The sequence below is a fragment of the Hungatella sp. genome, assembly GCF_046966825.1.
The window spans coordinates 26,661-37,163 of sequence record NZ_JBKVCZ010000065.1 but is presented as its reverse complement, the minus strand read 5'-3'; the positions used below and the strand labels follow the sequence as shown (position 1 = coordinate 37,163).

The following is a 10,503-nucleotide window of genomic DNA, read 5'->3' as shown; positions in this document are numbered from 1 at the left end:
GGATATTGGCTTTGGAACCTACGCCAGCGGCACAAACACGGCGGGAACCGGAATTCGGATTTCCACATCGGGTGTTGATGTGCTGGGCTATGGTACCGATGATCAGGGACTCCCCAATAACCTGTACAGCCTGATCGGGAAGATAGAAGGCCAGTTAAAGGACGGAGATAAGAGCGGCGCCATGGACACGCTCACACAGCTTAAGAAGAAGCAGAGCAATATTTCGATAGCAACCTCTGAGATCGGTACAAGGGAGAAGCTTTTAGACCGCACGAAGGATCGTCTGGAGAGCGGCCTTGTCAATCTCAAGGAGACCCAGAAGAATCTGGAGGCGGTAAGCGTGGAGACGGAGGCCGTCAATAACAAGTCTTATGAAACAGCCTGGATGGTAACCCTGCAGCTTGGATCCAGCATCATACCACCCTCGATTTTTGATTTCATGAAATAATATCAGGAGAAGAGGTGTCATGACATGAATGTATTGAAAATTACGACAACGCCTATCAGGTTGTCTATGACGTCGCAGCGGGCCAGGCTGGACAGCGAGATCCCGGACCCGGAGATCGGCATCATACAGAACCCGGGGCACCTGAATATGAAATCTGAAAATATTAAAGTAAATATTGATAGCTCACGTTCCAGAGACAGTATGGGATTTAAGACGGCCAGGGGACTGATGAGTGATGCGGCCCAGGCGGGGCTGAAAGCCGCAGCCGATGCAACAGCCCAGTATTCGAGAGTCGGCAACCAGATGATGCAGATTCAGGATGGAGTCACCGTGGCGGATATCATGAAAAATCAGATGCTCGCGCAGACGAATGTGACGACAGGAATCGGATTTATCCCTTCCGTGGGAGCGGATATTTCCTGGACTCCGGCGGATCTGGCCATTGATTTCGCACCGGCCTCCGTGAATTTTGAGCCGAAGGTACAGAAGACGGAATCGGTCTACGTGCCGGGCGAGCTGAATGTAAATGTGGAGCAGTATCCAAGAGTGGATATTGAGTACATAGGTGAGCCCATGTACGTTCCGCCGAGTGCAAATCCGGCTTATGAAGAATAACATGGTGAAGGATGCGGAGGGAAAAACTTGAAGATAGAGACAAGAGATTTTGGAATCCTCGAAATAGAAGAGAAAAATATCATAACGTTTAAGCAGCCGATCTTTGGCTTTGAGGAGTTCACCCAGTTCGTTCTGGTCAATGATTCCAACATGGGAAATGGAATCTGCTGGCTGCAGTCGATTGAACAGAAGAGTGTCTGCTTTATCATGCTGAATCCCCTGGAGGTAAGGCGGGATTACGCACCGGTGGTCATGCAGGACGTTCTGATCATGCTTCAGGCAGTGCCTGAGGACGATTTAGACTGCTGGGTCCTCATGGTCATAGGGGATACCTTCCGCAAATCTACAGTCAATTTAAAGAGCCCGATTATCATCAACCACAAGACGAATCTGGCGGTACAGGTGATCCTGGAACAGGATTACGCCATACGACAGCCCATTTTCGATGAGGAAGCGGGGGATGACGTATGCTGATACTATCCAGAAAAAAGGGCGAATCAATCAAAATCGGCGACGATATCGAAATATTCGTTACCGAGGTAAAGGGAGACAAGGTGCGTCTGGGAATATCGGCTCCCGAGGATATGAAGATCTGCCGTACAGAGCTGTATTTGACGGTCGAGAATAATAAAGAGGCATCGGATAAGGTCGACTTATTAAAGGTGTTCCAGTTGTCCAGAAATTTACGGGCAATGACGGCCGAAGAAGAGGAAGAGAAGCAGGAGGAAAATCATGGAGATGCTTGATGAGATGCGGAAACTTCTCCATGAGAAGAAAGCCTGCTTTCTTCAGTATGAGGAGGAGACCAGCCGTATCGCCTCGCAGGAATACAGGGAGGCGGAAGAGTTTGAGGCCGGGATCGCGGCCAGGCAGCGCCTGATCGAAGAGATAGACGGGATTGATGAGCGGATGAAGGCGATGAAGCATTTTTCCCCGGAGGGCAGGCGGCTTTATGAGATTTCGAAGAACAGGTGGGATTTCAGGACGTTAAATGAAGAGGAACAGGCACTTTTTTCGGAGGGTCAGGAAATCTTCCGTGTGATATCGAGAATACAGGAGCTGGAGCCCGGCGCGCGGGCCGAGATGGAACGGGTAAGGGATCTTCTGCAGGAGAAAATCAGGAAGAACAACACAAATACAAAATTTACAGGATACTTAAAACAGATGGACCAGGGAGCGAAGGGCATGCTCTATAATCAGAAAAGATAGGGGGAGGAGCGATGTCATCGACGTCATCGATTAATACCGTCAGCAACAGCGGCAATAAAAACTATATAGCGGGGCTAGCCTCCGGCATGGATACGGAAAGCATGGTACAGAGCATGCTGTCAGGAACCCAGTCCAAGATCGACAAGCAGACCGGGCTAAAACAGCAGCTGGAGTGGAAACAGGATATCTACCGCAGCCTCATAACGAAGATCAACACCTTTAGCGATAAGTATTTCTCTTATTACGGAAGCGGCGACACGAACCTGATGAGCAGCAGCTTATACAATACCATGACCGGCGTCAGCAGCTCGTCGAATATCAAGGTCACATCGGTTTCAGGAAATGCGGTCAGCAGCATGAAGATCGACTCGATTGACCGTCTCGCCACAGCCTGTACTGTGAAAACGACGGGGAATGTGACCGGAACACCGGTTGGCAGCGGCGCAGACTTAAGGCAGTTTACAGATGGAAGTTCATATTCTTTCTCCGCTACGCTGGATGGGGTGAATCGTACAATCACATTTACGGCAGGTGCAAATGATACGGACACGTTAAAGAATATTAACCAGGCGCTGTATCGGAATTTCGGTACTGCGGTTGGTATGAAATATACATCGGCACCGGGTAATAATAACGGGACAATGGAATTAGTGCAGTTGGATGCGGCAGGAAATCCAACCTCCAATTCTGTGGACTCTTCGAGAAGAGTGATTATTCAGTCCTCAGGGGATGCAGATACCGTGAAAAATCTTGGATTTGGGACTGGATTCTCCAATAAGCTCGATTACGGAACTTCCCTGAAAAATATGAACTTTGCCAATAAACCCCAGGGTGGGAGATACGAGTTTGAGATTAACGGTGTGTCAATCAAGGGGCTGACGGATAATTCCACGCTGAGCGATGTTATCAGTGCCATTAATAACAGCGGTGCGGGAGTGAAAGTGTCGTATTCTTCGGCGGCGGATAAGTTTATTATGGAATCGACTTCGACTGGTGCGATATCAAACATTACGATGAAGCAGACTTATGGAACTCTGCTTACTTCAATGTTTGGTGTGGAAGCTACCGGAGTTCAGTCCTCTCTTTTTTCAAAGGAGCTGACGGGAAGCACTGCAATCGGTTTAGACGAGGTCAGGAGAGTATTAAACAGCGGAAATGATGAGAAGCTGGTGTTTCAGGTCGATGGAAAAGATGTAGAGATTACGCTGGAGGGGAAAACCGGAAATAGTAAATATGAGACCTCACAGAGCGTTTTAGATGCGATTAATTCACAGCTGGATCGGAAATTTGGGACAGAGGCGGTACGATTTAGTATAAGAGAAAATCCTGCTGTGCCTGGAACCGATATGGTTGTGTTGACGTCTGCGGAACATAAGGTTGGTTTTACTGCGGATAATTTGACCAAAGGATTTGCGTCCGGTCTCGGATTCGGCACGGGTGATAACCTTTTATCGGGGGCTGATCCGGTAGGGCTGAGGGGCAAAATTACGGTAAAAGGAACCGCAGGAGATGTAACAATTGATTTAAACAGAAGTATTGATTCACTGGTTCAGAAACTGAATGCAGTAGCAGGAGTCAGTGCCTCCTTCCAGGATGGAAGGCTTAATATTACCGGAACTTCCGGTCCTCTGGAAATTAAGGCAGGCGCAGATTCCACGGGAACGGACAGTGAGGGAAAAAAATCGCTTAAAGCGCTGTTTGGTTCAGAAAATATTTCTTTGGTGCAAACGGCTCGTACCGTTCAGTCCAATGCAGTGTCACCAAGGCCCAATTCTGGATCCATTCAGATTACTTCACCGGATGGCACATTGCAGGTCATTGATCTGTCCGGTTCGAACGCGGATACGGAGATTGTGAATGCGATTCAAACTGCATCCGGAGCCAGTGTGACATTTTCGAATGGAAGACTGGAAATTTCAGGCGGAGGAGGCAGTGTCTCCATATCCGGCACGGATGATGCGACAGACCAGTACATCAAAGATTTATTTGGTACGTCTGTGTATACTTACGACCCGAAAATGACCGCCCAAATCACCGCTGGTCAAAACGCTAAAATTACCGTCGACGGCGTTACCATGGAGCGAAACACCAATACTTTCGAATTGGATGGAATTACCATGGAATTAACGGGCACAACCGGTGCCGGTGCCCCCCCAATTAGCTTGACTACGTCTCGGGATACTGATAAAATAATAGATAGTTTAAAGAGTTTTGTAGAAGATTATAACACTCTGATTGAAGAGCTGAACAGCTATGTGGCGGAGGAGGCAACCTACAAGAAGTACGCCCCGCTGACAGACGCCCAGAAGAAAGAGATGAGCGACCGGGAGATCGAACTCTGGGAGGAAAAATCGAAGAAGGGGCTCCTTCATAACGATTCCAACGTCTCCAGCTTTTTGAGTGATATGAGAATGGTGCTTTACAGCAGTGTAGAGGACGCGGGGCTTGCGCTTTACGATATCGGGATCGAGACCTCCGATAACTGGCGCGACAATGGCAAGCTGATCATCGACGAGGAGACGTTAAAGTCCATGGTGGCGACGAATGCGGACAATATCCGGAAGCTTTTTACGGATAAGGAGCAGGGCGTCGCGGTAAAGCTGCAGGAGGCGATCAAGGAAGCAGCGAATGTCAGCAGCGGAAGTCCGGGAAGCATGGTTCGCTACGCGGGTACCAAGGATGTGCTGATTACCAGTAACACGATCTATGATGAGATGAAGCGCATATCCGAGACACTGTCAAAGTTAAATACCAAGTATGAACTGGAGAGGACCCGTTACTGGAAGCAGTTTAACGCCATGGAGCAGGCCATTTCCAACATGAACAGCCAGAGCTCCTGGCTGACCCAGCAGTTCTCATCATGATAAAGGAGTAATCATTATGCAAAACCCATATGCAAGATATAAAGAACAGTCTGTCATGACCATGACCCAGGGCGATATGATCAATCTGCTGTTTGACGAGGTGATCAACCGCTTGAACAAGGGGCTCGTGAGCCTGGAACAGAACGATTATGAAGGAAGCAACGCCTATTTTAAGAAGGCGCAGGCTATCGTCACCCACTTATCAACCACACTGGATCACCAGTATGAGGTGTCGGGAGGGCTGGCTTCCCTTTATGAATATTTTAACTATCAGATCCTTCAGGCGAACATTAAGAAGAGTCCGGAACCGGTGGAGGAAGTCCTCCCCATGATTACCGAACTGAAGGAGGCATTTTCCCAGGCGGATAAGCAGGTTCGGATGGGACATACCGGATGAGATAAGGAGCGTACATATGCCATTATTTGAGGACGCAGCGTTTCGGGCGCTGCAGAGCGGGCTGGATGCGATGTGGCTGAAGCAGCAGGTCGCCAGCCATAACATCGCTAACGTGGAGACACCGGATTTTAAGGCGAAAAAGGTGGAGTTTAAGCAGGTCTTAAAAGAGGCGGCAGATGGGAACGGTCCTGTGTACCAGGCGGTTGTCGGTACAGATAACGACACGGAGGCCAGGCCGGACGGGAATAACGTACAGGTGGAAAAAGAGGAACTGGACTTATGGAAGGCGTACACCGAGTATTCAGCGATGACGTCCCGGATGTCGGGAAAGCTTTCCACGCTCAGATATGTGATTAACAATACGGGTAAATAAAAGGAGCGGCTTATGGGGTATTTGGATTCTCTCAATATAACGGGTTCGGCCCTGACGGCAGAACGGTTCCGCACGGATATCATCCTGCAGAACCTCGCGAACCAGAATACGACAAGAACGGCAGAGGGAGGCCCCTACCGTAGGAAACAGGTGGTGCTGCGGGAAAATCAGCTGGATTTTAAGTCCGAGCTGGGTAAGGCTATGACGAAGGCGGACCGCGGCGGAGTCTATGTGGAGGAAGTGGTGGAGAGCCAGAATCCTCTCGTTCCGGTGTACGATCCGGATCATCCAGACGCCAATGAGGACGGGTATGTCATGATGCCGAATGTGAACAGCGCCGAGGAGATGGTGGATTTGATGGCCGCCACCCGCGCCTATGAGGCCAATGTGACAGCGCTGAATATTGCAAAGAGCATGGCATTAAAAGCCCTGGAGATTAGTAAATAACATGAAGAAACGAAGAGAAGAAGGAGGAGGTCAGGAGTGGTTAAATACCTACGCGGATATGATAACCCTTGTCCTGACCTTCTTTGTACTGCTATACAGTATTTCCAATGTAAATATCAGCAAGCTGGAAGAGATCGCGGCGGCGATGCAGCGTCAGCTGGGAATTGAGACAACCAGCGACTTAGAGGATGTACCGCAGGATCTGAAGTATCCCAGCATCAGTGAGGGAGCCAATGCCCCGGAGGGAGAAGGTTCCCAGTTTAACACCGGCAGCGGAGCGGGATCACAGTCTGCCTCATCTCTGGCCATGGCCGATATGGCGAAGGATATCCAGTCGTATTTCCAGATGGAGAATCTGGATGCCGTTGTCTCCGACAGCGAGAACGCGGTCTACATACGGTTTAAGAATGATCTGCTGTTCGCCCCGGACAGCGCGGTCTTACAGGAGAACAGCAAATCCATGCTGGAGGCTCTGGGAATCATGCTGAAGGACAGACAGGATGAGATTATGGCCATCTATATTAACGGGCATACGGCTCAGGCGGCTAATTCCCTGATCAACGACCGGTTGCTTTCCTCTGAACGCGCCGATAACGTGGCGATCTACCTGGAGGAGAATGTCGGGCTAGAACCGAAGAAGCTGATCTGCCGCGGTTACGGCAAATACTACCCCATCGCGGACAACAGCACGAAGGAAGGGCGGGAGATGAACCGCCGGGTGGACATGATCATATTGGGAAATGAATATAAGGTTTCTGAGGATAACATAGACAGTATGGAGACGATGGATCCGCTGTTTCCGGTCGACATGCCGGCGGATATGAGCGGGGGACAGGAAGGTACAGCACAGTGATAAAGACATACGATTTTAAATCGCCCAAGAAATTTACGAAAGAGCGCATGAGTACGGTGGAGAACTTATATGACAGTTTTGCACGTGCTCTTGCACCGTATCTGACGGGACTGATGCAGTCCTACTGCGAAATAAGCGTAACGGGTATTGTGGAGAGACGGTATCAGGAATTCAGCAATTCAGTTCCTGACCGGTCTCTTTTTGGCATGATTACCCTAATCCCTGACAACAAGGATTATAATGAGGCTCCACTGGTGCTCGAGGTGGACACCAGACTGGCCTTTTTCATGATTGAACGCCTTCTCGGCGGCGCAGGCACCGAGTATGAGCTGAGCCGTGATTTTACAGACATTGAAAAGGCGATTCTCCAGTATTTACTGGGAAAGATCACGGAATTTATCGGTGACTCCTGGAAGGAATATCTGGACGTGGATGCGGCGCTGACCGGCCTTCAGACGAATCCTCACCTGCTTCAGGTGAGCGCGCCTGAGGACGTGGTGATACAGGTGGAGCTGGAGGTGCTGATCGACAAGCTTTCGGCGGTATTAAATCTGGTGATGCCGGCGCCTAACGTGGAGGAGCTGACTTCGAAGTTTGGGTATACCTACGCGGTCAGCCAGAAGAAGGACGAGGCGAAGCAGCTGGCCAAGAGAGGCTATATCGAGCAGCATCTGCTGGAATCGGAAGTGGAGCTGCGGGCGATTTTCCACGAATTTTCTCTGGATGCCCAGGATATTCTCCAGCTTCAGCCGGGGGACGTAGTGCCTCTCAATAAAAAAGTGGACAGCAGCATTGATATTTACGTGGAAGACGTGGCCTGCTTCGAGGCGAAGCTTGGCCATACGAAGCTGCGCAAGGCGGTCGAGATTAATAAGGTATTATAGCCGGGAGGAAGAGTATGGGATATTTGGATCAGGAAGCGTTGACAGAGCTTTTGGAAATGGAAGCGGTGCCTGTCTGCAATACGCTGGCTTCTCTTCTTGGCAGGAATGCCAGGGCGACGGTGACAGAGCTTGGCGAGACGGATATGGAGGCCCTGGCGGAATATCTGCCCCATTTCAATGTAGTGATCGAGGCAGAACGGACGGCTGAGGGGCTGCGTGTTCCGCAGCTGTACGTATTTGACAGGGCGGATATGGTGAAGATCTCCAATTTTATCATGGGGCTGCCGGTAAATACGGAGAGTCCGCTTGACGAGATCGCTTTAAGTACATTAAAAGAGGTGGCGTCCCAGTGTATGGGCGCGGCCATGGATGATCTTGGTGATTTCCTGGGGCGTGAGATGGGCGAGGTTCTGACCCGCGTCACGGCATTTGACAGTGCGGAGCGGATTCTGGATACGATACTCGGGTGGGACAGGGAGCAGCAGCTGGTGCTGATCCGCCTCCATCTGGAGATCGACGGTGTTCTGGCGGCCGAGGTCATTGGAATCGCCACGGAGGAGCTTCAGGAGATCTTCGGAATTCCGGTCATGGGACAGGAGACGGCAGCAGAGGAACCGGTGCTGGCGGAGGATCTGGCTTTCAAGAAAAAAGAGAAAACAGTATCGTTCCGGGAGGTGTCATTTCCGGAATTTAAGTATGTGCCTGTGGACAATCAGGTGGAAAACATCGGTGAGGAGAGGAAAAAACTCCGGGATATTACGCTTGACGTGTCTGTCCGCATCGGCGGCACGGTCTGCAGCGTAAAGGACATTCTGGCCCTGCAGAAGGGGCAGATTCTGACACTGGATAAGCAGGCGGGTTCGCCGGCTGACGTGGTGGTCAATGGTAAACTGATAGGAAAAGGCGACGTTTTAGTGACAGATGAGAAGTTTGCCGCAAGAATTATTGAGATAGTCGGCAAGAGGGATTGATATGGCGGTTCTTAAAGTGTTATTTTATCTGATTGTACTGATACTGGTTCTCGTTCTGGCATACATCACCACAAGGATGCTGGGGAGAGGGATGAACGGAAGGCAGCAGTCCGGCGATATGAAGATTCTGGACCGCCTGGCGGTGGGACGGGACAGCTACCTGATGATTGTCGATGTTCAGGGACGGATTCTGCTTGTGGGAGTATCTCCGGCCGGTATCACCAGACTGGAGGAACTGGAGACTTATGAGAAAAAGAGTCCGGCGGAGGTTTCGCCGGACTTTGCGTCTGTATTTACGGAACAGCTCAAAACGCTGGTCAAAAAAGACGGACGACAACAGGACGGAAGACAGAAGAGAAACGGGAGAGACTTATGATGAAGGGGAAAAGGAAAATTGCCAGGGGGCTTCTCAGTCTGGCGGCATTTATCAGGGTGTCCGCGGCATGCGGACAGATCGCATATGCGTCGGATATCTCTCTGACACTGGAGGGAAGCTCCGGAAGCGGAAAGCCCATGGATATGCTGGATATCATGTTCCTGTTTCTGTTTCTGGCTGTGGTGCCGTCTCTGCTGATTATGATGACGAGTTTTACCCGGATTATCATTGTTCTCTCATTTCTGCGCAATGCGCTGGGCACACAGCAGTCTCCGCCTAACCAGGTGATGATCGGACTGGCTCTGTTTCTGACGCTGTTCATCATGAGCCCCGTGTTTGCCAAGGTGAATACGCAGGCTTACGAGCCTTATAAGGCAGGGGAGATCACGAGGGAAGAGGCGTTTACCCGGGCACAGGAGCCGATGAAGGAATTTATGTTAAAGCAGACGGAGAAGAAGAGTCTGGATCTGTTTCTCTCCATCTCAAAGTCTGAGGTGCCGGATGTGTCGGGAGGACCGGAAGCTTACATGAAACTGGGGCTGACGGTGCTGGTTCCGTCCTTTATTTTGAGTGAGTTAAATAAAGCGTTCACCATGGGATTTCTGATCTATATCCCATTTTTGATTATCGATCTGGTGGTGTCCAGCACCCTGATGTCTATGGGTATGGTGATGCTGCCGCCTACCATGATCGCACTGCCATTTAAGATTATGATGTTTGTTCTGGTAGACGGCTGGAGTCTTGTGATCAAGACGCTGGTTGCCGGATTCCGATGATGAGGGGGTACATAGTATGACTGCGGACCAGGTGATGGAAGTGATGAAGGAAGCCATGATGGTTGCATTTGAAATAGCAGGGCCGCTGTTAATCGTCAGCATTGTCGTGGGTCTGATCGTCGCTATTTTTCAGGCGGCGACGCAGATTCATGAGCAGACGCTTACGTTTGTCCCAAAGCTTCTGGTGATTGCGCTGGTGCTTCTGGCGCTGGGGTCCTGGATGTTTAAGGTGATGGACGAGTTTGTGGTGGAGCTGTTTGCGATCATGGCGTCGCTCTAACGCGGGGAAC

Annotated in this window: 14 protein-coding genes and 1 pseudogene; all 15 read left to right on the top strand. The window is 50.4% G+C overall.

What is annotated here, in order from left to right; all coding sequences use genetic code 11:
- Window positions 1–448: pseudogene (locus ACLTD4_RS19130) on the top strand (FgL, flagellar protein); the annotation flags it as partial.
- A gap of 24 nt (window positions 449–472) precedes the next feature.
- A complete protein-coding gene (locus ACLTD4_RS19125) occupies window positions 473–1,063 on the top strand; it encodes a DUF6470 family protein (protein ID WP_055659071.1) in 591 nt (196 codons plus the stop codon).
- Between the two features lie 27 nt (window positions 1,064–1,090).
- The gene (gene fliW / locus ACLTD4_RS19120) at window positions 1,091–1,537 is read left to right on the top strand and encodes a flagellar assembly protein FliW (protein WP_055659069.1); all 447 of its coding nucleotides are present in this window, start codon (window positions 1,091–1,093) and stop codon (window positions 1,535–1,537) included.
- Window positions 1,531–1,809 (top strand): carbon storage regulator CsrA, encoded by a 279-nt coding sequence (gene csrA, locus ACLTD4_RS19115; RefSeq protein WP_025531624.1) that lies wholly within the window; start codon window positions 1,531–1,533, stop codon window positions 1,807–1,809. Before fliW ends, csrA begins: the two co-directional genes overlap by 7 nt.
- Entirely contained in the window at window positions 1,796–2,272 is a 477-nt protein-coding gene (locus ACLTD4_RS19110; protein WP_002605084.1) for a hypothetical protein, read from the top strand. The genes csrA and ACLTD4_RS19110 overlap by 14 nt, the downstream gene beginning before the upstream one ends.
- Before the next feature lie 11 nt (window positions 2,273–2,283).
- Window positions 2,284–5,136: a flagellar filament capping protein FliD gene (fliD, locus tag ACLTD4_RS19105; RefSeq protein ID WP_117623037.1), complete on the top strand. Its 2,853-nt coding sequence runs from the start codon at window positions 2,284–2,286 to the stop codon at window positions 5,134–5,136.
- Between the two features lie 16 nt (window positions 5,137–5,152).
- Window positions 5,153–5,533, top strand: coding sequence for a flagellar export chaperone FliS (fliS, locus tag ACLTD4_RS19100; RefSeq protein WP_117623038.1), 381 nt, complete (start codon window positions 5,153–5,155; stop codon window positions 5,531–5,533).
- 16 nt (window positions 5,534–5,549) lie between these two features.
- Window positions 5,550–5,906, top strand: a complete 357-nt coding sequence (locus ACLTD4_RS19095; protein WP_002605081.1) for a flagellar basal body rod protein FlgB — start codon at window positions 5,550–5,552, stop codon at window positions 5,904–5,906.
- A gap of 12 nt (window positions 5,907–5,918) precedes the next feature.
- The gene (gene flgC / locus ACLTD4_RS19090; protein WP_055659063.1) at window positions 5,919–6,353 is read left to right on the top strand and encodes a flagellar basal body rod protein FlgC; all 435 of its coding nucleotides are present in this window, start codon (window positions 5,919–5,921) and stop codon (window positions 6,351–6,353) included.
- Window position 6,354: 1 nt separating this feature from the next.
- Window positions 6,355–7,206: a flagellar motor protein MotB gene (locus tag ACLTD4_RS19085; protein WP_055659062.1), complete on the top strand. Its 852-nt coding sequence runs from the start codon at window positions 6,355–6,357 to the stop codon at window positions 7,204–7,206.
- Entirely contained in the window at window positions 7,203–8,090 is an 888-nt protein-coding gene (locus tag ACLTD4_RS19080; protein WP_029467113.1) for a flagellar motor switch protein FliM, read from the top strand. Before ACLTD4_RS19085 ends, ACLTD4_RS19080 begins: the two co-directional genes overlap by 4 nt.
- Before the next feature lie 14 nt (window positions 8,091–8,104).
- Window positions 8,105–9,061, top strand: coding sequence for a FliM/FliN family flagellar motor switch protein (locus ACLTD4_RS19075; RefSeq protein ID WP_055659060.1), 957 nt, complete (start codon window positions 8,105–8,107; stop codon window positions 9,059–9,061).
- 1 nt (window position 9,062) lies between these two features.
- Window positions 9,063–9,437 carry a flagellar biosynthetic protein FliO gene (gene fliO / locus ACLTD4_RS19070; protein ID WP_002605076.1) on the top strand — a complete coding sequence of 125 codons (375 nt, stop codon included), beginning with the start codon at window positions 9,063–9,065 and terminating at the stop codon, window positions 9,435–9,437.
- 137 nt (window positions 9,438–9,574) lie between these two features.
- On the top strand, window positions 9,575–10,213 hold the full coding sequence (fliP, locus tag ACLTD4_RS19065) for a flagellar type III secretion system pore protein FliP (protein WP_412331474.1): 639 nt from the start codon (window positions 9,575–9,577) through the stop codon (window positions 10,211–10,213).
- A gap of 16 nt (window positions 10,214–10,229) precedes the next feature.
- A complete protein-coding gene (gene fliQ, locus ACLTD4_RS19060) occupies window positions 10,230–10,493 on the top strand; it encodes a flagellar biosynthesis protein FliQ (protein WP_025532318.1) in 264 nt (87 codons plus the stop codon).
- The last annotated feature ends 10 nt before the right edge of the window (window positions 10,494–10,503 follow it).

Coding starts and splice junctions, on each gene's coding strand:
- ACLTD4_RS19125 (WP_055659071.1), top strand. CDS start 473: ATGAATGTATTGAAAATTACGACAACGCCTATCAGGTTGTCTATGACG.
- fliS (WP_117623038.1), top strand. CDS start 5,153: ATGCAAAACCCATATGCAAGATATAAAGAACAGTCTGTCATGACCATG.
- csrA (WP_025531624.1), top strand. CDS start 1,531: ATGCTGATACTATCCAGAAAAAAGGGCGAATCAATCAAAATCGGCGAC.
- fliD (WP_117623037.1), top strand. CDS start 2,284: ATGTCATCGACGTCATCGATTAATACCGTCAGCAACAGCGGCAATAAA.
- ACLTD4_RS19110 (WP_002605084.1), top strand. CDS start 1,796: ATGGAGATGCTTGATGAGATGCGGAAACTTCTCCATGAGAAGAAAGCC.
- fliO (WP_002605076.1), top strand. CDS start 9,063: ATGGCGGTTCTTAAAGTGTTATTTTATCTGATTGTACTGATACTGGTT.
- fliP (WP_412331474.1), top strand. CDS start 9,575: ATGGATATGCTGGATATCATGTTCCTGTTTCTGTTTCTGGCTGTGGTG.
- ACLTD4_RS19075 (WP_055659060.1), top strand. CDS start 8,105: ATGGGATATTTGGATCAGGAAGCGTTGACAGAGCTTTTGGAAATGGAA.
- ACLTD4_RS19085 (WP_055659062.1), top strand. CDS start 6,355: ATGAAGAAACGAAGAGAAGAAGGAGGAGGTCAGGAGTGGTTAAATACC.
- flgC (WP_055659063.1), top strand. CDS start 5,919: ATGGGGTATTTGGATTCTCTCAATATAACGGGTTCGGCCCTGACGGCA.
- fliQ (WP_025532318.1), top strand. CDS start 10,230: ATGACTGCGGACCAGGTGATGGAAGTGATGAAGGAAGCCATGATGGTT.
- ACLTD4_RS19095 (WP_002605081.1), top strand. CDS start 5,550: ATGCCATTATTTGAGGACGCAGCGTTTCGGGCGCTGCAGAGCGGGCTG.